Here is a 20679-nt window from a genome sequence, read left to right on the forward strand (position 1 = left end):
CCCCCCCCCCCTACTCGATCTCCCATGGAACTCCCCGTCCCGGAAGGGACATCCGAGGACTTGGAGGTCCTCATGGCCGTTCAACTTCTCGAAAGGCCGTCCGAGCCGACACGCGGGATCGTCCGCCTCGACGCGCGGCAGCTCCGCATCCAGCGTCGCATCACGCTCGTCCTCACCGTCCTCCCGCCGCTCGCCGTCATCGCGGCGATCGTGTCGTTGTGGGGGACCGGGATCACGCTCACCGACTTCGGCATCATGCTTGCCTTCTATCTGTTCACCGGGCTGGGCATCACCCTCGGATACCACCGGCTCTTCACGCATCGAAGCTTCCGCGCGGTGAAGCCGCTGCGCGTGACGCTCGCGATCGCCGGCTCCATGGCCGTCGAAGGCTCCGTGATCGCGTGGGTCGCGACACACCGACGTCACCACGCCTACGCCGATCAGAACGGTGATCCGCATTCGCCTCACCTCGCGCAGGCTGGGGGGCTGCGCGGTGTGATCCTCGGCCTCGCGCACGCGCACATCGGCTGGCTCTTCTCCTCCGAGAACTCCGACCGGAACGAGTGGGCGCCCGATCTGGTTGCCGAGCCCGCGATCGCGAAGGTCGACCGGCACTTCGGGACCCTCACGCTCGCGACGTTCCTCCTTCCCGCTCTCGTCGGGCTCGCCCTGACCGGGAGCTTCTGGGGCATGGTGACCGCGTTCCTGTGGGGCTCGCTGGTGCGGATCTTTTTCCTTCACCACGTAACGTGGAGCATCAACTCGATCTGCCACTTCTACGGGCGCGAGGCGTACCAGGCTCGCGACGAGAGCCGGAACGTCTGGCCGCTCTCGATCCCGTCGTTCGGCGAGTCGTGGCACAACAACCACCACGCGTTCCCGTGGTCGGCCCGGCTCGGGCTGCGCAAGTGGCAGATCGATCCGGGCTGGTACGTCCTGCGGGCCCTCCAGCTCGTGAAGGCCGTGCGGAACGTGAAGGTCCCGAGCCGGACGCAGATGCTCGCGAAGCTCAAGCGCTAGACGGGTTCGTGGGACCCCGTCCGCGGCGGCGGATGCTGGCACGGTGTTGACCCCCCCTGGGACCGTGTTAGAACCATCTGCGTCGAGGGGGGATGGTGGAGGCGCACGCGCTGCGGGCCCGCGTCCGGCACTCGTTCGACGCGTTCGCCGAGGTCTTCCGGCATCGGGACCTGCGCTACCTCGAGCTCGCGCTCGGGCTGAACGCGTCGGCGGAGAACGCCTACCTCGTCGCCCTCTCCGTCTACGCCTACGACCAAGGTGGGGCGACCGCGGTCGGCCTCGTAGGGCTCATCCGGATGGTGCCGGCCGGCGTGGCCGGACTGTTCGGTGCGGTCGTGGCCGACCGGTACCGGCGTGAGTGGCTCCTGCGGCTCCTCTACTTCGCGCGCGCGGCTCTCGCCGGGGCGACCGGATTGGCGTTCTTCACCGGCGCGCCGGTCGCGGTGGTGTTCGCGCTCGCGGCCGTGCTCAACATCCTGGCGGTGCTGCTGCGGCCAGCGTACTGGGCGCTGTTGCCGGATCTCGCGCGGACGCCGGAGCAGCTCGTCGCGTGCAACGTCGTCGCGGGGATCCTCGAGGGGATCGCGTGGCTCGCCGGGCCGGCGGTGGCCGCCGTGCTGATCGACGTCGCCAGCCCCGGCGTTGCGTTCCTCGCGGCCGGCGGCGCCTTGCTGGTCGCGGTCGCGTTCTCGGCGCGGGTCAAGGCGGCACACCTCGTGCAGCAGAAGCCGGCCGAGCGGAAGGTGCTCGCCGAGACGCTCGCCGGTGTGCGAACCGTCGCGCGCGACCCCGACGCGCGACTGCTCTTCAGCCTGTTCGGCGCGCAGACGTTGGTACGCGGGGCCCTCAACGTGCTCGTCGTGGTCGCGGCGATCGAGCTGCTCGACATGGGCGAGCCCGGCGTCGGCTGGCTCAACTCCGCGTTCGGGGTCGGCGGGATCGCCGGAGCGATCGGGGCGTTCGCGCTGATCGGGCGGCGGCGTCTCGCGCTGCCGTGCGGCCTCGGGCTGATCATGTGGGGCGCGCCGATCGCGCTCGTCGCCCTCATGCCGCATCCCGCGGTGGCTCTGGTGCTGCTCGGAATCCCCGGCGCGGGCAACGCCGTGCTCGACGTGGCAGGGCTGACGATGCTGCAACGCATCATTCCCAACCGCGTTCTCGGCCGCGTGTTCGGCGCCCTGGAGGCGCAGGTGTTCGCGACCGTCGGCCTGGGGTCGCTGCTCGCGTCGGGGCTGATCGCGTGGCTCGGGATCCGAGGGGCGCTGCTCGCCGTCGGCGCGTTGCTGCCGGCGCTGGCGTTGCTGGCGTGGCCCCGGCTGCGCCGGATCGACGAGACGACGGTCGTGCCCGAGGCCGAGCTCGCGCTGCTGCGCGGCATCCCCATGTTCGGCGCCCTGCCGTCCGTGGCGCTCGAGCATCTCGCCGCGAACATGGAGCCGGTGTCGGTGGCGTCGGGATCGACGCTCTTCCGCGCGGGAGAGGACGGCGACCGGTTCTACGTCATCATCGAGGGCGAGGTGGTCGTGACGGTGGGCCGCAGGATCACCGCGCGCCTCGGGCGGGGTGACTACTTCGGCGAGATCGCGCTGCTGCGGGGGATGCCGCGGATGGCGACGGTCACCGCGAAGGCGGATCTGTCGCTGTTCGCGCTGGCGAGCGAGCCGTTCCTCGCCGCGGTGTCGGGCAACACGCTGTCGACCGGCGAGGCCGATCGGGTCGTCACCGAGCGTCTGGCGCGCAGACCCGACCCTCCGAAGGCGAAGACGCGATCGACGTCCAAGGCGCGCACCTCTCTCCGGAAGTGACAGTCATGTCTGTCATGACAGCCACTCCCGTAGGAAGTCGGCGGGCCCCAAGGGTCAGATCGTGATCTTCCTTTTCGGGCTCTTGTCGGACGCCCAGGTCGGTGTGCTGAAGGAGCCGAGCCGGTAGTAGGTGCTCTTCGGCGGCGAAACCTTGTAGGTGAACGTGCCGGAGGCGCCGGTGGTCTTGACGGTGATCTTCTTCCACGTCTTCGAGCCGGCGCGGCGGTAGGAGATCTTCACCCTCATGCCGGCGATCGTCTTGCCGGTGAGGGCGTCCACGACCTTGGCGGTCAGCGTCTTGCCGGAGATGGTCAGTTGGGTGATCGTCTTTCGCTTGGTCCAGACCTTCTTGAGCGTGAAGGTCTTGGTCGCGCTCGCGGTCATGCCCAGCGAGTCGACGACCGTCGCGACGATCTGGCCGGAGCCGGTGAACGTCGCCGGGCAGTAGAAGGAGCTTGACGAGCCGGTGGCCGCGGTGAACTTGCACCCGGCGCGCGTCGTGGTCCAACCGATCGTGGAGGTACGACCCTCGGGCACCGAGACCGATGCGGAGACACCGACCTGGTTCCCGGCGTAGAAGCTCGACGGCGCGCTGAGCGAGATCGACGGCGACGGAATCAGGGCTGCCGATCCGGCGAGGTAGATGCTTCTCGCGGAGTTCCAGTGGGTTTCGAGATAGCTCCCCTCGACCGGCGCGGCGTTGAAGTAGTCGTCGAGGTTGCAGTCGACGTGCCACGAGGGAAGCGCCGGGCAGGTGGAGACCATCGAGACGCCCGAGCCGTCCGAGTAGCACATCGTGTCGTTCTCATCGAAGCAGTGCCCGGCGTCGGTCGAGTGCGCGGCGGAGTTCTGGACGGCGCCGATCGTGTGAAGCAGCTCGTGCGCTTCGGCGTAGCCCCAACACGGAGCATCGACCCTCGCAAACATGTTCCCGGAGTTGTTCCAGTTGCTCGCGGATGCGCGGTCGTCGGAGTACATCTCGGCGATGCCGCAGATCCCGACCGCGGCGTCGACCCACACCAGGTACTTGCGGTCGCTGCGGTTGAAGCCCTGCGCGCGCAGCTCGGTGCGGCTCGCGGAGAACGAGTTGTCGCCCTGCGCGGTGAGCTCCGCCCGGACGATGTCGAGCTGACAATCCTCGGTCACGTAGCGGATGCGGCGGCCCTGGCCCGAGAGACCGGCCGAGACGTTGAGCTGGTGGTCGGCGTCGGCTGCGTACTGGGCGATCAGCGGGGCGACCTCGGCGAACCGGTCGGGGACGTTGGAGGCTCGCGCGTAGATGGCCTGGACCCGGACGCCGTCGGTGCCGTCGCCGATGCACGCGATCGCACTCGACGCGGCGGCGGTGGTCGCGGCCTGGAAGGATCCGGAGGTGCCGAACCGGCGTGCGGTGAGCTCGGCCTTGGTCGGGCGCACGTTGAGGTCGACGCCGGCCGGCGCCTCGTCGGGGTGAGTAACCGCATCGGGAGCCCGTGCCGGGGTGGTGAGCATGCCGCCGAAAACGGCGAGGGCCAACAGGGCCGCCACCCGCACGGCGCGTCCTCTATTGCGATCTCCCCTGGTCACACCCATGTTTCGGGCGTGCGAGCGCGCCGCTGAATGGGCGGTTCGGGTGGTGCGGCCGGGCTATATCTCTGATCGAAGTCCTAGGCCTTGCCGCCGCGGCCCTCGCGTTGGTCGCGGAGGAATCGCTCGATCTCGGCGGCGATCGATTCGCCCGACGGCACGTTCTGGATGTCGGGCAGGATCTGCTCGAGGCGCTCGATGTGCGCGGCGGTCTCGGGCTGCGCGGCGACGAGCGCGTCGAGTTGCTCGCGCTGGGCCTGCGCGGCCTCGACCAGCGGATCGATCGGGATCTCCACGCCGAGGTGACGTGAGAGACGTTCGGTGAGCGCGACCGCTGCGGCGGGGTACGGCCCGGAGATGTAGTGCGGGACCTGCGCCCAGAAGCCGACGCTCGGGATCCCGTGGGAGCCGAGCGTGAACTCGACGAGGTTGACCGCCGAGCCCGGCACGCGCAGCAACCCCTCGGGGAGACGGTCGCCTTCCATCAGCAGCTCGCGGCCCGATGCCGTCGCGAGCACCGGCGTCGGGCGCGTGTGCGGGACCGCGGCCGGGATCGCTCCGATGCTCACACTCGAGACGAGCCCGAACCTGAGCGCGAGCTCGAGCACCGCCGCGGCGAAGGCCCGCCAGCCGAGGTCGGGCTCCTGGCCGGTGAGGACCAGGATGTCGCGACCGCCGACGGCGACGTGGCGGACCGTGAGCTCGGGCCAGGTGTAGTCCTTCATGACGCCGTCGACGATGTCGAGCACGGGGCGCTGCGATCGGAAGTCGTAGAGCCGGTCGGGATCGAAGCGTGCGATCGTCGGGCCGGCTTGGGCGATGTGCTCGGCGGCGCTGGTGCCGGCGGCGCCGGCGTCGACCCAGCCGGTCAGTGAGGCGATCAGCACCGGCGCCGTCAGGGACGGCTCGGCCAGCAGCTCGTAGATGGCCACCAGTTAAGGCTACAAGGCGCGGCCGGCTGTGGTGTCTCCGGGGGTGACAGACATGACAGACATGTCTGTCACCCCCGAACGAGGTGTTATCTGGGCCGGCGGGAGCGCTTCCGGATCGCCGTTCGGAGAGTCAGGATCGCCAGGCTCGCGACGACAGCGCCGGCACCGATCAAGCGGGACAGGTCGACCGCCGGCTGCCATTCGACCTGGTCGTCGCGGATGACGTAGACGCCGACGGGCCCGGGCGATGACGCCGAAGCCGGCCCCGCCGCCCTCCACACCGCTTCGCGGGTCGGGACCGCCGCCACCGCCGCCGCCCCCGCGAACGGACGCGACCGGCACGACCGTCACGCCGTTCTGATGGATCGGCTCGCCGAACACGCGTCCAACGTTCATCACGTCCCGCGCGCGCTCGATGATCTCGTTCACGTTCACGCCCATGTCGACCTCCTTCGAAGCGTCCCTCCAGGGGGGCGGCTAGCATCGTCTCGCTCTGACGAGGCTCACGTCGAATTCCCGCCGGGCGTTGATCGCCTTGCTCGCGTTCGGCTCGGTGCTGAGCGCGTGCACCGGATCGTCGCCGGTGGCCGAGCACTCGTCGTCGCCGAGCTCGACGCCGGCCGCATCACCCTCACCCACTCCGCCGCCTCCGGTCCTCGCGCCGCTGACCGGCTTACGGCTCGCCTCGGCGGGGATCCTGACGCGGCCGGCGCTCGCGGTGAAGATCGACAACCACACCCGGGCGCGCCCGCAGGTTGGGCTGCACCTGGCCGACATCGTCTACGAGGAGCCGGTCGAGGGCGGCATCACACGGTTCATCGCGATCTTCCACTCGCGCGACGCGTCGAAGGTCGGGCCGGTGCGGAGCGCCCGGCTGACCGACCTCCAGGTGCTCGCCGAGTACGGCCGCCCGTTGCTGGCGTTCAGCGGCGCGGCGGGCTACGTGCTCAAGGCCGTCCGCAAGGCGAACCTGGTCTCGTTGCCGCACGGCGCCTACGGATCGATCTACCGCCGGGACTCGAGCCGATGGGTCGCGCCGCACAACCTGTTCACGAGCACGAAGGATCTCTGGCGGGTCGCGCGAAACCGGAACACCTCACCCGCGCCGGCGAAGTTCCGGTTCGGCGCGCTGGCTTCGCCGCCGGCTGTCGCGTGGCCGAAAGGCAGGAAAGCCACGATCCCGTTCGGCGGGGCGTGGACGGCGACGTGGCGCTGGGACGGCGCAACGCAGACATACTTACGGTGGAACGGGTCGGTGCCGCATCGGGTCGTGACCGGCGCGCAGATCGGCGCGACGAACGTGCTCGTGATGCGCGTCGCGACGGAGCAGAACAACGCTCAGGCCGCGGCGCACGGAACGCCCGAACTGGCACTCGTCGGCTCGGGAGAGGCGGTCCTGCTCCGGAACGGCGTCCGGATCGTCGGCCGGTGGTCTCGCACGGCCCTCCACCGGCCGACCGCGTTCGTCGACTCGCTCGGACGACCGTTCGTGTTCGCGCCGGGCAACACCTGGGTCGAGCTGGTCCCGACCAAGATCAAGCCTCGCTACAGGTAGCGGGGTCGACCGCTAGCTCGGCCAGACGCCGTTCGTCACTCTGAGCGCGTAGAAGCCGTAGTTCATATCCGTGTACCAGATCTCGTTTCGCTCGGGGACGAAGGCCGGCGCGGACATCGCCGCGTACGGCGTGTCGTTGCCGGTCGGCGGGTTGAAGTACGCGATCTCGCGTGGGTGCAGCGGGTCGCGGATGTCGAACACGCGAAGGCCCGACAGGATGAACGAGCACGCGAGGATGCCGGGCTCCTCCTCGCGCGGCACCGAGCAGTAGTGCGCCGTGTACCCCGTCGCCGTGTTGGCGCCCGGATCGTCGGCTTGTGGCCCCGCCCGGGCGTCGGGCTGATTGACGGCGAGCCGGATGTCGGACACAACCTTCGGCTTCGTGGGATCGGCGATGTCGATGATGCGCGCGGCGCCGACCATGTCCTCGGGTCGCGAGAACGGCTGGCGCGTGAAGAAGTTCCGGATCGTGTCGTGCGTGAACTCGTCGACGCCGACGAGGTAGGGATGACCCTTTATCGTCACCGGCAGCATCGTCTGCGGAAGGCTGACCGTCGGCCAGGTCAGGTGCCCGATCTGACGCACGCGCGGCGCGATCTTGCGCGCCTGAACCTCGCTCACGTCGAACACGGTCAAGCCTCGGTGCGCGCCGAGGTCGGCGGCGTAGAGCGTGTTGCCGTCTGCGCTGAGGTTGAATCCGTGGATCGCGTAGCTCGCGGAGGTCCAGAGCACGCGCGGCGCAAGCGGGTTCGAGACGTCGATCGCCGTGAACGTCCCAACGGATCGATCGATGTAGGCGCCGGCGCCGGCCGACACCCAGAACGTGTTGCCGTCGGGCGAGAAGCCGCCCTCGTGGCCGAGCACGCCGATCGGCAGGCTGGACAGCAGCGTCGGATGACGGCAGTCCTTCCGGACGTCGTAGATGTCGACCCAGCCGGGTCCCGTGAGCAGGTTCCCGAGATCCGACGCCAGCAGGCCGCGCTCGGTGTGCAAGCTGAGCGACTCGTGCGGCGAGCTCATCGCCGGCGTGCGGAGGTCGACCGTCGACCGCGGATGTGCCGGGTCTTTCATGTCGAGGACGTGGACGCCGGTGAGGTCGAGATTGGTGAACGAGGTGGCCGGTCGCGTCTGGATGTACGGCGAGGAGTCGTAGAAGGCGCACTCGTGACCGGCGTCGTCGATGTACCGGTGCGTGCGGAATCCGGCGAGCGTTCCCGCGTGGCCGATCATCTCGAGGTTGCAGCGGCCCCCGGTTCCGGCGGCGATGTCGGCAGCCGTGACGCGGCCCTGGGTGGCATTCTCGGGGATCGAGCCGGGCCCGCAGACGGCGCGCGGGACGGGGTCGGGGACCGGAGGGATCGCGGCCGGCGCGGGCTGGATCGAGGCAAGCAGGAGAAGCCCGACCGTCAGCGCGCGTTTGGCGATCCCCATGGATCAGGTATTCGGTGTCGAAGCGGCCGGGCCCTGCGCAGACGCCCTGGTGCGCCGGCAGTCGCGCTGTCAGCCATTCAGCCGGGCGCCGCAGGGTGGTGGCCCGAAGGCGTGTCAGACAATTTGACGTCGTTTTGTCTGACAGCCGAGAAGTGGTGGTTCGTCCGATCAGCTAGTCGGTGTCGAGGCGGATCTGTTCCGCGAGGCTCAGGAGAACGGAGTCCTCGAAGGGTCCTTGGGATCGGGTGACGACTAGAAGGCCTCCAGGATCTGGGACAGGAAGCGCCGGGTCCGCGGGTCGGACGGTTCCTCGAAGAAGTGCGCCGGCGGCCCCGTCTCGACGATCTGCCCGTCGGCCATGAACGCCATCCGGTCGGCGACCTCGCGCGCGAAGCCCATCTCGTGGGTGACGACGATCATCGTCATCCCGGAGCGCGCCAGCTCCTTCATCGCGTCGAGCACTTCCTTGATCATCTCGGGGTCGAGCGCCGAGGTCGGCTCGTCGAACAGCATCACCTTCGGCTGCATCGCGAGCGCCCGCGCGATCGCGGCGCGCTGCTGCTGCCCGCCGGACAGCTGCGCCGGGTACTTGTGCGCCTGATCGGCGATCCGGACGCGGGTCAGGAGGTCCGTCGCGATCTCGTCGGCCTTCTGCTTGTTCCAGTGCCGGACGTGTCGCGGCGCGAGCGTCACGTTCTCGAGCACGGTCAGGTGCGGGAACAGGTTGAAGTTCTGGAAGACCATGCCGACCTCGCGGCGAACCTCCTCGATCGCGCGGAGATCGTCGGTCAGCTCGATCCCGTCGACGACGATGCGGCCGCGGTTGTGCTCCTCGAGCCGGTTGATGCACCGGATCAGCGTCGACTTCCCGCCGCCCGAGGGGCCGAACACGACCAGAACCTCCTGCGCGGCGACCCTCAGGTCGGCGCCGCGGAGCGCTTGGAACTTGCCGAACCACTTCTCGACGCCTTCGCAGACGATCATCGGCCCGGCGTCGCTCATCGTTCTCCCACCCCCAGCCGCCGTTCGAGTCGGCGGCTCTCCCGCGACATCCAGTATGCGCCGGTCCAGTAGATGAACGACGCGAACACGAGCGTCTCCGCTTCGAGGCCTTGCGCGAGGAAGTCCGGTTGCTTCGTCACGACACGTGCGACGCCGAGGAGCTCGGTGATGCCGATCACAGCGATGAGCGACGTGTCCTTGAAGAGGCTGATGAACTGGCCGACCAGCGCCGGGATCACCGCGCGCAACGCCTGCGGGAGCACGATCAGGCGCGTGACCTTCACCGGCGAGAGCCCGACGGCCTTCGCGGCCTCGATCTGGCCGCGCGGCACCGATTGCAAGCCGCCCCGCACGATCTCCGCCACGTACGCCGCGGTGAACGCGATCAGCGCGATGAGGGCGCGGGTGACGACGTCGGGGGTCCGAACGTTCGAAGGCAGGAGGAACCCGATCGCGAACGTGCCCATGAAGATCAGCGCGATCAGCGGCACGCCGCGGATCACCTCGATGTAGGCGACGCAGATCGCGCGCACGACGGGGAGGTTCGAGCGGCGCCCGAGCGCGAGCAGCACGCCGAGCGGGAACGACAGGGCGATCCCGGCGACCGCGAGGAACAGCGTGAGGAGCAGCCCGCCCCACGAGCCGAAACCGACCCCGCCGAACCCGACGATGACCTCGAAGCCGGCGACGAGCGCGGCCAGCGTGCCGATCGTCGCCCACCTCCGATGCCGGGCCGGCAACAGCATCCCGAGCCGGTACGCCGCGACGCCGGCGGCGGCGACCCCCGCGATCAGGCCGATCGTCCTCCCCGATCCGCTGAGGACCGCGATGACGACGATGAAGAGCGCGAGCGGCCACCCGCGCGCGAGCGCGCGGCGCCAGGCCGGGCCCTCGCCCTCGACCGGGATGCGCCCGATGCTCGCCGCACCGAGCCGGAACCCGAACGCGAGCACGATCACGAACACCGCGACCCAGACCCGCCACAGCTGGGTGCGCGGATAGAACGCGACCATGAAGTTGGTGAGGTTGACCCGGACGACCTCCCATCTCCCGGTGACGAACACGAACCGGAGCACGCGGAACCCGACGTAGAGGACCACACCGCCGAACACGACCGTCATCACCGCGTTGTGCCAGGGCGCCAGGAGGTTCTCCTTGATCCACTCGCGCGGCGGCAGCCGGCGCGCGACCGGCGGTTCCGGCAGCGGGACCGGCTCGAGGGCGTCCGTGGAGATCGCCATCAGCGTCCCTTGAGCACAAGCCGCCGGTTCGCGACGTTCACGACGGCGGAGATCGTGAGCGAGAACACCAGGTACACGAGCATCAGCACCGCGAACGCCTGCGGCGCCGGGCTGCCCTGTCCGACCGCGATGAACACGACGCCGGTGACCTCGGGGAACCCGATCGCCACCGCGAGCGAGGTGTTCTTTGTCAGGTTGAGGTACTGGTTCGCCATCGGAGGAACCGCGATGCGCAGCGCCTGCGGCAGGATCACGTAGCGGAGGCGCTTGCGATGCGGGAGCCCGAGCGCGGTCGCCGCCTCGGTCTGTCCCTTCGGGACCGCGAGGAGCGCGCCGCGGACGATCTCCGCGATGTGGGTCGCGGTGTACAGCACGAGCGCGATGAGGAGCGCCGCGTACTCCGGGTTGAGCCGGAGCCCGCCGGTGGTGCCGAACTCGCCACGCTCGGGTAGCGACGGCTCGATCGGACGCCCGAGGATGAAGTAGCCAGCGAGCACCAGGACCGCGAACACCGCGGTCGAGGTCGCGACCCGGCGATGTGGCTTCCCGAACCGGTCGAAGATCCGCGTCCGCCAGATCCAGGTCAGGACGGCAGCGACCACCCCGAGCCCGACCACCGGCCAGAAGCTGTCCGCCTCGGGCTTGGCGATAAGCGACGGGAACACCAAGCCGTCGTTCGAGAAGACCGTGGCGCCGAACCACTCGACCGCGTTCCCGATCGGCGGGAGCGTCAAGATCACCGCCAACCAGAAGAAGAAGATCACGACGAGGGGCGGCACGTTGCGGACCGTCTCGACGTAGGCGGTCGCGGCTTTGCGGACGAGCCAGTTGCGCGACAGCCGCCCGACGCCGGTCAGGATCCCGACGATGGTCGCGAGCACGATCCCGACCGCCGCGACCGCGATCGTGTTGCGCATCCCGGTGAAGATCGCGTCCCGGACGCTCTGCTCCGCGCGGAACGAGGAGTCGGGGATGCGGAACCCGGCCGGCTGGTCGAGGAAGCCGAAGTCCGTGCGGATCCCCTGGTTGGACAGGTTCGTTCGCAGGTTCGAGATCAGATAGCTGCCGAGCGCCACGACCGCCGCGAGGAACACCACCTGAGCGACGACGCGCAGGAGGCGGACGTTGCGCCACGGCGGGGGGCGCTTCGCCCCCCGATCGGCAATTGTTCCCGCGGGGTTATCGGTAGGGGGGCGCGTACAGCAACCCGCCGTTGGTCCAGAGCGCGTTCACGCCGCGCGTCAAGCCGAGCGGCGTGGACGGGCCAACCGTCCGGTTGTAGATCTCCGCGTAGTTCCCGACCTGCTTGATGATCTGGTAAGCCCAGTCGTCGGGGAAGCCGAGGCCGGGCGCGAACGGCGCCGGGGTTGCCGTTGGGGCTGTCCCGGTGGGAGACGCCGTCGGGCTCGGCGGCGTGATCAGCGCGCCGAGGAGGCGGCGGATCTCGGAGTTCGGCGGGTTGGTGCGCAGCTGGTCGACGTTCGCCGTCGTGATCGCCAGCTCCTCCGCGAGGATCGTCGCCAGTACCGCCCAACGGACGGCGTCGAACCAGTCGGTGTCGCCGTCGCGCACCACCGGCCCGAGCGGCTCCTTCGAGAGCGTCTCGTCCAGGATGCGGAGCGCGCCGGAGCCGCCCTCGCCGGCCGGCCAGCTGGAGCGGATGCCGGCGAGCTGGGACTTGTCCGACGTCCAACCCTGACAGCGTCCCGCCGTGAACGCCGGGCGGATCTCGTCGACGCTGGCGAAGGAGAGCGGCCGGTAGTTGATGTCGCGCTGGGAGAACTGGGATTCGAGGTTGAGCTCGGTGGTTGTCCCACGGAGCACGCAGATGGTGGCGCCGCCCATGTCCTCGATGGAGTCGAAGCGGCTGTTGGCGCGGACCATCATCCCCTGGCCGTCGTAGAAGGTCGTCGTCACGAAGCCGGCGCCCTCGTTGCCGTCGCGGGTGGCGGTCCAGGTGGTGTTGCGGATCAGGACGTCGATCTCGCGGGACTGGAGCGAGGTGAAGCGCTGCTCGGCGGTGAGGGCCTTGTAGGTCACCTTGGTCGCGTCGCCGAGGACGGCGGCTGCGACGACCTTGCAAAACTCGATGTCGAACCCGGAGTAGGCCCCCTGGGGATCGACGATGCCGAAACCGGGGACGGAGTTGTTCACGCCGCAGTTGAGGGTCCCTCGGGCCTTCACGGTGTCGAGGAGGCTGGTCGGCTCCTGGGTGGAGCCCGTCTCATCGTTGGTGCAGGCCGTGAAGGCGAGGATGAACGCGAGGAAGAGCGGGCCGAAGAGCCGGATCCGGCGTCGGAGCATGGGCAACCTCCATCTTGGGTCGGCATGGCGAGCCTAGGTTGACTGGTTTGCGAGTGTCAACCGGGGTCATGGTGCGCACAACGCCGCCAACCGAACCACCGCCACATCGGAGGGACCGAGGAACGAGCGGAGTCGTGCGAGGACCTGCTCGCAATCGAGCGTATTCGCGCGGAGCATGGCCTCGATATCCGCCCAATCTTGCGTTCGATTGAACATCGCCTTGAAGACAGCCAGGGCGTTGCATCCGAGCACCGGGATGGTCGAGCCCTCGAAGGGGACCTCGAGGATCGCACCGGCCACCTCTCGATGGAACTCGTGCGTATCGAAGAAAACGTCCACGGGAGTGTCGCCCCACCGGAGCCGGGCCTGGCCATCCCTGCGGATAGCCTCGCGATCTCCTTTGGTCACGCGAATCTCGGGCGGCAAGGCCGCGTAGACCTCGTTCGCGCGCTCCGGCTCGATGAAGATGTTGACGTCGAGGTCGCGCGTTCCGCGCGGCTCCGTGGTGCAGTAGCCGAGCGCGATCGCTCCCCCGAAGGCATGTGGGAGCTCTGCGGCCGCAAGCGCGCCGTGAACGGCGAGCAGTCGATCGCCGAGAAGGCTCATTCAGCTCGCCGTCGGAAGGGGGGGTAGGCGAGCCTTCGCCGCGATCGATACGGCAAGCTTTCCGCGAGGTCCAGGACCTCGGCGAGCCGGCGCCCGTTCAGCTCGAGATCGATGAGCGGAGAGAGGCGGAGCTCGAAGACGGCGGCACGCAAGATAGCGATGAGAGCGTCCGCGCCGGGCTGGCGTTTGCCGCGCTCGTACGTGTTGAGGACCGAGCGAGGGATACCGGCTTTCCGAGCCAGGGCGGCCTGGGAGAGGCCGGCCTCTTGCCGGGCCCGCACAAGCAGCTCGGCGGCGGTGGTCATGGATGAGATGTTAGCGTATCCGCTAACAACCATCAAACCGGGGCTGATGCCGCTGCTACGGGCGGGCCTCGATGAACCCGGCGGCGGCGAAGTCGCCGTCGAAGGCGAGGGCCTCACGGATCCGCATCCGGCGCATCACCGCGAAGCTTGTCGCGTCGACGAAGGAGTACTTGCGCTCATCGTGCCGGCGCAGCCATCGCCACGCGTCCTCCTCGGTCGGTTCGTCGACGTGGAGGATGCTGATCACCTGCGATGCGCCCACGCGATCGAGAAAGCGGACGGCGTGGGGATGACCGGCGCGTCGGCGGAGGAACGTCCACGTCTCGCCGATGACGAGGTTCGTCGTGACGACGGGGCCGGGACCCGCCCGCCACATCGCAGCAGCATCGTCGCCGTGAGAGTCGCTGCGGTTCTGGAGCGCGATCCAGAAGGACGTATCGACGAACCTCACGTCCCGTAGACGACGTCGTCGATGTCGGCCGGTTCGATGTCGAGCGCGCCGATGAGGTCGTCGAGCGGATCGCGCTTCGGGCCGCCGAGCCGCTCCGCGACGAAGCGACGGATCAGCGCCGCCTTCGAGGTCTTCTCCCGGGCCGCCGCGACCGCCAGGGCTTCGTCGAGCTCCTCTTCGATGTAGATCTGCAGTCGCTTCATAGTGGGAGTATACATCTAAAGGGCGACGTATACGTCAGAATCTGCATGGGGTCAGAGGAGTGTGCTCAGGCCGAGCTCCTCCGATCGACGTCATTTGTGTAGCGGCGGTCTGCGCGGTCGGATAGAATATGGACGATGGCTACTGTCCGTTTAGAGTCCGTTTCGGGTCCGATCGCGACGCCCGAGGTGCTCGAGGCGCTCACGAAGCTCCTGGTCCGGATGGAGCCGATGGGGCTTCTGCCACATCTGAAGCAACCATTGACCCTGGATCTGGAGCTCGTTCGGGTCCTCGCGCGGGCCCTCGCCGATCGGGGCATCGCTCGCGCGTCGCTGGCGGCGGTCCTGGCGCCGGGTTTCAGGGATCCCGCGCTGTTGCAGGGGGCGCTCGAGGTGGCCGTACGCGACCTCGAGGCGAGTCCGGTGCCCCAGACCGAGTGGGGTGCGCTGGTCGACATCCTCGAGCCCGAGCTGTTGGGAAGCCTCGTCGGCGTGAGTCCGTCGAGTTCGCGTCGCTACGCGAGCGGCGCCCGGAAGACGCCCGACGACGTCGCGGAGCGGCTGCATTTCGTGGCGCTCATCGTCGGTGAGCTGGCCGGTGCCTACAACGACATCGGCATCCGGCGATGGTTCGCGCGTCCCCGGTCCGCGCTGGGCGGCAAGAAACCTGCGGCCCTGCTCGCGCGCCACTGGACGCCCGACGACGAAGGGCCGAAGCGCGTGCGCGAGCTCGCCTCCTCGCTGGCAGGCTCGCCGGCGACGTGATCGTCTTCCGCCACGCGGACCCGCGCCGGCCCTTCGTGTGGGAGAGCGCCGCCCAGCCGTCGGGGCGATGGCACGAGGCCGGACGTGGTCCGGCGCACTACCTCGCCGACACTCCCGCCGGTGCCTGGGCGGAGTTCCTTCGCCACGAGGAGATCACCGATCCCGCGGACCTCGAGGGGGTTCGCCGGGCGGTGTGGGCGATCGACATCCCGGAGCTGCCCGAAGCGCGTCCGACGCTTGCGGATCGAACGCTTCGCGGCGGGACCGGAACGTATCCACGGTGCCGGCGCGAAGCCGAACGACTGCGCGCCGGTGGCGCCGGCGGTCTCGTGGCTCCTTCCGCTGCGCTCGAGGCGAACGGCGCGCGGGGTCACGTGGTCGACGGCGGCGTGAAGCCGGGCCCGGCGCACGCGCCTCGGGTCATCGTGTTGTTCGGACGGCGTCCGGACCTGGTCGGCCGGCCGGTCGTCGAGGACGGTCGTCCACCACGAGAGCTTCTGGCTCACGTTCGGCATTTGTAGTCTGCGACTGCCTGGACACGCGGACGTCCGGGACACATACCGGCTAGGCTGCTCCGATGCAACCAGGGGGCGGGGAGCGCTCGTTCGCCGGAGCGATCGCGCTCGGGCGCACGGCCGATGGGCTCACGTTCTCGCGACTCGTGATCGCGATCGTTCTTGTCCCCGTGCTCGGCGCCCACAACGCAGCCGCCGCGGCCGTGCTCGTCGGGGCCGGGTGGCTGACCGACTTCCTCGACGGCCGTGCCGCGCGCGCGGCCGAGGGGCATACCCGGCTCGGGCCGTTCGACCTGTGGGTGGACACGCTCGTCGGAGCCGGCGTGCTGCTTGGTTTCGTCGCGTGGGGGTGGGTGCCGGCGTTGGTCGGCGTGAGCCTGGTGGTCGTGCTGTTCGCGGCGTTCGCGTTCACTCGGAACGTCGCGTTGTCGTTCTTGCTCCAGGCGATCGGCTACACGCTGCTTCTTTGGCGGACGTGGCAGGACGGAGCGCACGGAGCGCTCGTGTGGCTGCTCGGCATCATCACGTTCCTGGCAGTCGTGAACCGGAAGCAGTTCCTCGGGAACGCGGTGCCCACGTTCCTCAAGGGGATGGCCGCGGTGTTCCGCGGTCGGCCGGATTAGTCGCGACGCTCGTCGCGCTCGAGGGTGTCGAGTAGCCGGACGAGCTCCGGTTGGTCGACCGTGAAGGCTTCGATCCGCGCTGCGGCGCACACGCCGTCGTAGATCGTCATCCGGCGGCGTAACGGCCAGGCCTCTTCGAGGAGCGCTCCCGTGGCGACCATCGCGATCGCGAGTTGTGGGAGGCGGGTGACCACGCGATCGGCGGCGGAATGGCTCAAGGCTTTCGTTTCGGTCAGGCGTCTGAGGGCGTTCGCGACCTCGAGAAGGAGAACGTCGGGCGCGAACAGCTCGAGCGGATCGTCCCACGCGAGGCCGCCGATGAAGCGGTCGGCGGCTTCGCCGTGTCTGCCGGGCGCGAGGAACTCGACGACGACTGACGCGTCGACGACGAACGCCGCCACTATCGGCCGTGATCGTCACGGAGGAAGGTCCGTCGCGGAGCGGCTTCCGGGACGGACGGGCTCGCGTTCGGCGCGGATGGCCTCGATGAGCTTTGCCTGGCCGGGCCGCTCGATCGAGAGTGCCCGGCGGAGGAGCCGGATTGCCTCGGCGGTGATGGATGTGTCTCGCTCGCGCGCCCGCCGGGCGAGCGCGCTGCATGCATGAATGCAACCAGCATAAGAAGAACGGCTTGGGTGCGGGGTGGTCGATGTCTCGTGGCGTGTGCCTGACACGCCTGACATGTCAGGCACGTCAGGCATCAATGGTCGCGTGACCTGCCTCCCAGAAGTGAAAGTCGTGCCTGGGGGGTGCGTCAAGCTGGGCGCGTGCGACGACGCAGCTGATGCAAGAGCGCTCCGAGGGTTCCGCCCGCGAGGGTCCATATCGCGGGAAGGACGAGAACTTCGAGGATGCTCGGCCGTAGAGTCATGCGAACACCGGAGAGCCTCGGTGATCCGGCGTCCAATTCGATTCGAAGCTTCGCTGAGATGAGATAAGCGATGATCCAAAGCGCGACGGTGAGGAACCCCGCCGCGAGTACCACCGACCGCGCCGTCTCCGTCGCGGACCCTGATCCGGTAGCCGCGCGGTAGCCCGTCACGACCGTGATCGCGATCGCGATGATCAATCCGCCGAGCGCATAGCGAGGGATCGCGAGGGGATATGGTCCCGACGGCCCGCTCGTATCAAAAGCTCGGTCGCGTTGCTGTCGCTCTCCCCCGAAGATGTCTGCCGTCGCGTACTCGCCGCTCTCGCCGTCGAGATCTGCGGCTTCGAAATGGGCCGGAACTCCCATAGCGGCGATGAGCCCCGCGCCGGTCGCGTGCGGAAGGCCGATCACGACGCCCTCGGTGATACCCATAACGTTCTTCGCCGAGCCGAGAACCTGGCCGGCCTCGGAACTATGCGTCGCGACTCCGACGATCGCCGTCAGGATCCCTGCCAGGAGAATGAGAGCTATGCCCGTCGCGAGCCCGGCGGCCGCGGCCCGGACGGCCCTAGCTACTGCTCGGCTGCGTGCCTCGATCGTCGCAATCAGCTCCTGACGCCATCGCCGGCCGTGTTCGCCGATGAAGGCTCCGAGCGTTCCGAACAGCAGGCCCCAAACGAACGGCCAGAGGAGCGCGGCCAGATGTGATGGGCGATACGCGAGCGTGAAGGCATTCGCAACGAACGGACCTTGGGCGGTGAGCGACTTTCCGTGGGGAAGAATGAAAGACAGCCCGAAGCATGCGGCGGCGAACAAGACGGCCATCCGCGCTGCGCCCACGATCGGGCTCTTTCGTCGTCCGGAGCGTCGGCGCGTGATCGCTCCGCCGATCGCCAGCGACATCCCGATGAGAAGAAGTCCACCGAGAGGTGAACCGACGACGCGGTACGTCAGATGCTCGGTTGGCCGACGGGAACCCGGCAACTCCTGGCGATCGAGAGTGATGGGTACGCGCTGAAACCCGAGCATGGATGCGCCGGCGCCCTCGAAGACTGGGAAGACCTCTTGGAAGCGCCGCCGCGCGTGATCATCGGTGTCGGGGAACGTCGGGTGTGCCCAGGCGACGAGGCCTGCGCAGATAGCGAATGCGATGACGAGAGAGACAACGGCCCCGCGCAGCGCGGCCATCCAGCCGGTCCCCATCCGAGACTCGGTCGCGGTGACGCTCGCCACGGTTACTTGTTTACCGAACGGTCGGCCGTCCCGGAAGGGACAAAGATCCCGAGCCGCAGCTAGGCGGCGCGGTGGGCGGCGAGCTAGGCACGACGTTTGGTAGCCCGGCGTGCAGCGTCGACGCGAGCCGCGAACTCGCGCGGCCGCACGATGGGGATCCCTCGCCATGGGGACATGGACGTGAGGTCGACGTCGTCGGCGACGATCAGATCGGCGTTCGCGGCGAGCGCGCATTCCAGGATCCGGTTGTCCTCGAAGTCGGGGCAGTCGGTGACGGCGACCGCCGGTTCCAACACGTCCCCGCCTGAAGCCTCGGCGATCTCGACGAGCAGCGCTGCGTACTCCTCGGTCGGGGCAGGCTCCCATCCGTAGCCTTCGATCAGGACGCGCACGACGTTGACCAGGATGTGCTCGCTCAGCCAAAGGGCGAACTCGCGTGCGTCGTTGACGATGCCGAGGCAGTCGGCGGACGGGTTGTCGCTCACCGGAGGGGGGCTCGGCCAAGACCGGAACGGCGAGTTTCCGCCGGCGACCGCGCCGACCAGAACGCTGATGTCGAAAACCGCGTTGCGAGGGGAAGGCGGTCCGCCGCTCAACCTCTCCGCGGCGACTTCAGAACGCGGCGCACGACCTTGTGAACGTCCTCGAGGGTCAGCTCCTTCTCGACGGAGCGTGCCGCCCCGTACGACTGGAGCTTCCGGAGGCGCTCCGCACGGTCGACCGCCTCGAGGTGGTCGAGCGCGACGCGAAGGAAGGCGCTGCGGTTACCGCCGCCATACTTCTGGACGAGGCGCTCGAGCCGAGCCGAGTCGGCCTCTTCGACGGCGAATCCGACAGTCTTGGTGGGCATGGGTGCATGCTACTGCATCCAGAGTGCATGTCAAGTGCAACGCTCCCCCCCCCGGGTGGCGTTCCTTCGGCGCTGCGAGTGCTTCTGGCTCTGCCGGGCTCAGGGTCCGTTCCGGCGTGTCTGACAAAGTGACGTCACATTGTCAGACAACGCTGTGAGCGATGCAGGACCTCAGTCCGAGGACGCCTGGGTCTGGACGGCCGGCTCGACCGCGTGGCTTAGGACCTCGTCGATCGTGGTCGCGAGGTGGAAGGTCATCTCTTCCTTCACCTGCGGCGGCACGTCGTCGAGGTCGCCCTCGTTGCGCTGGGGGAGGATGACTTCCTTCAGCCCGGCGCGGTGCGCGGCGAGCGTCTTCTGTTTCACGCCGCCGATCGGGAGCACCTTTCCCTGGAGCGTGACCTCGCCGGTCATGCCGACGGTCGGCTTCACCGAACGTCCGGTCAGCAGCGAGACCAGTGCCGTCGTCATCGCGATCCCCGCGCTCGGGCCGTCCTTCGGGACGGCGCCGGCCGGGACGTGGAGGTGGAAGCGGCGGTTGAGCGCGGCGGGCTCGATCCCGAGCGCCGCCGCGTGCGCGCGCACGTAGGAGAGCGCGATCTGCGCCGACTCTTTCATCACGTCGCCGAGCTGGCCGGTCAGCGTGAGGCCCGGACCTTCCGAAAGATTGGCGTCCATCGCGGTCGCCTCGATGAACAGCACGTCGCCGCCGGTTCCGGTGACGGCCAGGCCGGTCGCGACGCCGGGGATCGACACGCGCTCGGCGACCTCGAAGAAGAACTTCTGGCGGCCGAGGAACGGCTTCACGTCGTCGACCTCGACCGGCGCGACGAGCTCGCCGGACGCGATCTTTGTCGCGACCTTGCGAAGCAGCTTGCCGATCTCGCGCTCGAGGTTCCGCACGCCGGCCTCTCGCGTGTAATCGCCGACGACGACTCGCAGCGCGTCATCCGACAGCGTCACCTCGTCGGGCTCCAGGCCGTGCCGCGAGAGTTGTCTCCGCACGAGGTGGCCTCGAGCGATCGCCACTTTCTCGTCCTCGGTGTAGCCGTCGAGGCGGATGACCTCCATCCGGTCGAGCAGCGGGCCGGGGATCGTCTCGGCAACGTTCGCGGTCGTGACGAAGAGCACCTCGGAGAGGTCGAGGTCGACCTCGAGGTAGTGATCGCGGAAGGTGTGGTTCTGCGCCGGGTCGAGGACCTCGAGCAGCGCCGAAGACGGGTCGCCGCGCCAGTCCGCGCCGACCTTGTCGATCTCGTCGAGCATCATCACCGGGTTCTTCGTGCCGGCTTCCTTCAGCGCGCGCACGATGCGGCCGGGCAGCGCGCCGACGTAGGTGCGGCGGTGGCCGCGGATCTCGGCCTCGTCGTGGATGCCGCCGAGCGAGACGCGGACGAACTTGCG

Annotated in this window: 23 protein-coding genes; 6 read left to right on the forward strand and 17 right to left on the reverse strand. The window is 68.9% G+C overall.

The window, feature by feature from the left end; translation table 11 throughout:
* Positions 1–24 precede the first annotated feature (24 nt).
* Both WEB06_16080 and WEB06_16085 read left to right on the forward strand, forming a co-directional pair.
* On the forward strand, positions 25–1020 hold the full coding sequence (locus WEB06_16080; GenBank protein MEX2557133.1) for an acyl-CoA desaturase: 996 nt from the start codon (positions 25–27) through the stop codon (positions 1018–1020).
* A 95-nt stretch (positions 1021–1115) separates the two neighbouring features.
* Positions 1116–2825: an MFS transporter gene (locus WEB06_16085; GenBank protein ID MEX2557134.1), complete on the forward strand. Its 1710-nt coding sequence runs from the start codon at positions 1116–1118 to the stop codon at positions 2823–2825.
* A gap of 54 nt (positions 2826–2879) precedes the next feature.
* Here WEB06_16085 and WEB06_16090 read toward each other — a convergent pair whose 3' ends face one another.
* From WEB06_16090 to WEB06_16100, 3 genes are all read right to left on the reverse strand, one after another.
* Positions 2880–4358 carry a hypothetical protein gene (locus WEB06_16090; protein ID MEX2557135.1) on the reverse strand — a complete coding sequence of 493 codons (1479 nt, stop codon included), beginning with the start codon at positions 4356–4358 and terminating at the stop codon, positions 2880–2882.
* A 113-nt stretch (positions 4359–4471) separates the two neighbouring features.
* The gene (locus WEB06_16095) at positions 4472–5323 is read right to left on the reverse strand and encodes a PAC2 family protein (protein MEX2557136.1); all 852 of its coding nucleotides are present in this window, start codon (positions 5321–5323) and stop codon (positions 4472–4474) included.
* Between the two features lie 86 nt (positions 5324–5409).
* Positions 5410–5631 carry a hypothetical protein gene (locus WEB06_16100; GenBank protein ID MEX2557137.1) on the reverse strand — a complete coding sequence of 74 codons (222 nt, stop codon included), beginning with the start codon at positions 5629–5631 and terminating at the stop codon, positions 5410–5412.
* Between the two features lie 218 nt (positions 5632–5849).
* Between WEB06_16100 and WEB06_16105 the strand changes: the two genes are divergently transcribed.
* Positions 5850–6878, forward strand: a complete 1029-nt coding sequence (locus tag WEB06_16105) for a DUF3048 domain-containing protein (GenBank protein ID MEX2557138.1) — start codon at positions 5850–5852, stop codon at positions 6876–6878.
* 12 nt (positions 6879–6890) lie between these two features.
* On the opposite strand, the gene WEB06_16110 is transcribed toward WEB06_16105, so the two are convergent.
* The 9 genes from WEB06_16110 to WEB06_16150 form a co-directional block, all read right to left on the reverse strand.
* Positions 6891–8309, reverse strand: coding sequence for a hypothetical protein (locus WEB06_16110; protein MEX2557139.1), 1419 nt, complete (start codon positions 8307–8309; stop codon positions 6891–6893).
* Positions 8310–8561: 252 nt separating this feature from the next.
* The gene (locus tag WEB06_16115; GenBank protein ID MEX2557140.1) at positions 8562–9311 is read right to left on the reverse strand and encodes an amino acid ABC transporter ATP-binding protein; all 750 of its coding nucleotides are present in this window, start codon (positions 9309–9311) and stop codon (positions 8562–8564) included.
* Positions 9308–10552, reverse strand: coding sequence for an amino acid ABC transporter permease (locus tag WEB06_16120; GenBank protein MEX2557141.1), 1245 nt, complete (start codon positions 10550–10552; stop codon positions 9308–9310). The genes WEB06_16115 and WEB06_16120 overlap by 4 nt, the downstream gene beginning before the upstream one ends.
* Positions 10552–11649 (reverse strand): ABC transporter permease subunit, encoded by a 1098-nt coding sequence (locus tag WEB06_16125; protein ID MEX2557142.1) that lies wholly within the window; start codon positions 11647–11649, stop codon positions 10552–10554. Before WEB06_16125 ends, WEB06_16120 begins: the two co-directional genes overlap by 1 nt.
* A gap of 82 nt (positions 11650–11731) precedes the next feature.
* Positions 11732–12856: an amino acid ABC transporter substrate-binding protein gene (locus WEB06_16130; protein MEX2557143.1), complete on the reverse strand. Its 1125-nt coding sequence runs from the start codon at positions 12854–12856 to the stop codon at positions 11732–11734.
* A gap of 66 nt (positions 12857–12922) precedes the next feature.
* Positions 12923–13462, reverse strand: a complete 540-nt coding sequence (locus tag WEB06_16135) for a hypothetical protein (GenBank protein ID MEX2557144.1) — start codon at positions 13460–13462, stop codon at positions 12923–12925.
* On the reverse strand, positions 13459–13767 hold the full coding sequence (locus WEB06_16140) for a helix-turn-helix transcriptional regulator (GenBank protein MEX2557145.1): 309 nt from the start codon (positions 13765–13767) through the stop codon (positions 13459–13461). Before WEB06_16140 ends, WEB06_16135 begins: the two co-directional genes overlap by 4 nt.
* A 55-nt stretch (positions 13768–13822) precedes the next feature.
* A complete protein-coding gene (locus WEB06_16145; GenBank protein ID MEX2557146.1) occupies positions 13823–14218 on the reverse strand; it encodes a PIN domain-containing protein in 396 nt (131 codons plus the stop codon).
* Positions 14215–14421: a CopG family transcriptional regulator gene (locus WEB06_16150; GenBank protein ID MEX2557147.1), complete on the reverse strand. Its 207-nt coding sequence runs from the start codon at positions 14419–14421 to the stop codon at positions 14215–14217. Before WEB06_16150 ends, WEB06_16145 begins: the two co-directional genes overlap by 4 nt.
* A 135-nt stretch (positions 14422–14556) precedes the next feature.
* Here WEB06_16150 and WEB06_16155 point away from each other — a divergent pair, with 135 nt between their 5' ends.
* The 3 genes from WEB06_16155 to WEB06_16165 are packed head-to-tail and all read left to right on the forward strand — an operon-like array spanning position 14557 to position 16321.
* Positions 14557–15183, forward strand: coding sequence for a hypothetical protein (locus WEB06_16155; protein MEX2557148.1), 627 nt, complete (start codon positions 14557–14559; stop codon positions 15181–15183).
* On the forward strand, positions 15180–15704 hold the full coding sequence (locus WEB06_16160; GenBank protein ID MEX2557149.1) for an RES family NAD+ phosphorylase: 525 nt from the start codon (positions 15180–15182) through the stop codon (positions 15702–15704). The genes WEB06_16155 and WEB06_16160 overlap by 4 nt, the downstream gene beginning before the upstream one ends.
* A 56-nt stretch (positions 15705–15760) precedes the next feature.
* On the forward strand, positions 15761–16321 hold the full coding sequence (locus WEB06_16165; protein MEX2557150.1) for a CDP-alcohol phosphatidyltransferase family protein: 561 nt from the start codon (positions 15761–15763) through the stop codon (positions 16319–16321).
* Here the strand turns inward: WEB06_16165 and WEB06_16170 are convergent.
* The 5 genes from WEB06_16170 to WEB06_16190 form a co-directional block, all read right to left on the reverse strand.
* Entirely contained in the window at positions 16318–16722 is a 405-nt protein-coding gene (locus WEB06_16170; GenBank protein ID MEX2557151.1) for a type II toxin-antitoxin system VapC family toxin, read from the reverse strand. The genes WEB06_16165 and WEB06_16170 overlap by 4 nt on opposite strands.
* 353 nt (positions 16723–17075) lie before the next feature.
* The gene (locus WEB06_16175; protein MEX2557152.1) at positions 17076–18425 is read right to left on the reverse strand and encodes a hypothetical protein; all 1350 of its coding nucleotides are present in this window, start codon (positions 18423–18425) and stop codon (positions 17076–17078) included.
* An 83-nt stretch (positions 18426–18508) separates the two neighbouring features.
* A complete protein-coding gene (locus WEB06_16180) occupies positions 18509–18910 on the reverse strand; it encodes a PIN domain-containing protein (GenBank protein MEX2557153.1) in 402 nt (133 codons plus the stop codon).
* A 107-nt stretch (positions 18911–19017) separates the two neighbouring features.
* Positions 19018–19275, reverse strand: coding sequence for a hypothetical protein (locus tag WEB06_16185; GenBank protein ID MEX2557154.1), 258 nt, complete (start codon positions 19273–19275; stop codon positions 19018–19020).
* 171 nt (positions 19276–19446) lie between these two features.
* The coding region (locus WEB06_16190) for a S16 family serine protease (GenBank protein MEX2557155.1) at positions 19447–20679 on the reverse strand (1233 nt) is incomplete at its 5' end.

It is taken from the genome of Actinomycetota bacterium (assembly GCA_040905475.1).
In the GTDB taxonomy this organism is placed as follows: Bacteria; Actinomycetota; AC-67; order AC-67; family AC-67; genus DATFGK01.

Coding starts and splice junctions, on each gene's coding strand:
- WEB06_16080 (MEX2557133.1), top strand. CDS start 25: ATGGAACTCCCCGTCCCGGAAGGGACATCCGAGGACTTGGAGGTCCTC.
- WEB06_16110 (MEX2557139.1), bottom strand. CDS start 8,309: ATGGGGATCGCCAAACGCGCGCTGACGGTCGGGCTTCTCCTGCTTGCC.
- WEB06_16115 (MEX2557140.1), bottom strand. CDS start 9,311: ATGAGCGACGCCGGGCCGATGATCGTCTGCGAAGGCGTCGAGAAGTGG.
- WEB06_16120 (MEX2557141.1), bottom strand. CDS start 10,552: ATGGCGATCTCCACGGACGCCCTCGAGCCGGTCCCGCTGCCGGAACCG.
- WEB06_16130 (MEX2557143.1), bottom strand. CDS start 12,856: ATGCTCCGACGCCGGATCCGGCTCTTCGGCCCGCTCTTCCTCGCGTTC.
- WEB06_16135 (MEX2557144.1), bottom strand. CDS start 13,462: ATGAGCCTTCTCGGCGATCGACTGCTCGCCGTTCACGGCGCGCTTGCG.
- WEB06_16140 (MEX2557145.1), bottom strand. CDS start 13,767: ATGACCACCGCCGCCGAGCTGCTTGTGCGGGCCCGGCAAGAGGCCGGC.
- WEB06_16150 (MEX2557147.1), bottom strand. CDS start 14,421: ATGAAGCGACTGCAGATCTACATCGAAGAGGAGCTCGACGAAGCCCTG.
- WEB06_16155 (MEX2557148.1), top strand. CDS start 14,557: ATGGCTACTGTCCGTTTAGAGTCCGTTTCGGGTCCGATCGCGACGCCC.
- WEB06_16165 (MEX2557150.1), top strand. CDS start 15,761: ATGCAACCAGGGGGCGGGGAGCGCTCGTTCGCCGGAGCGATCGCGCTC.
- WEB06_16185 (MEX2557154.1), bottom strand. CDS start 19,275: ATGCCCACCAAGACTGTCGGATTCGCCGTCGAAGAGGCCGACTCGGCT.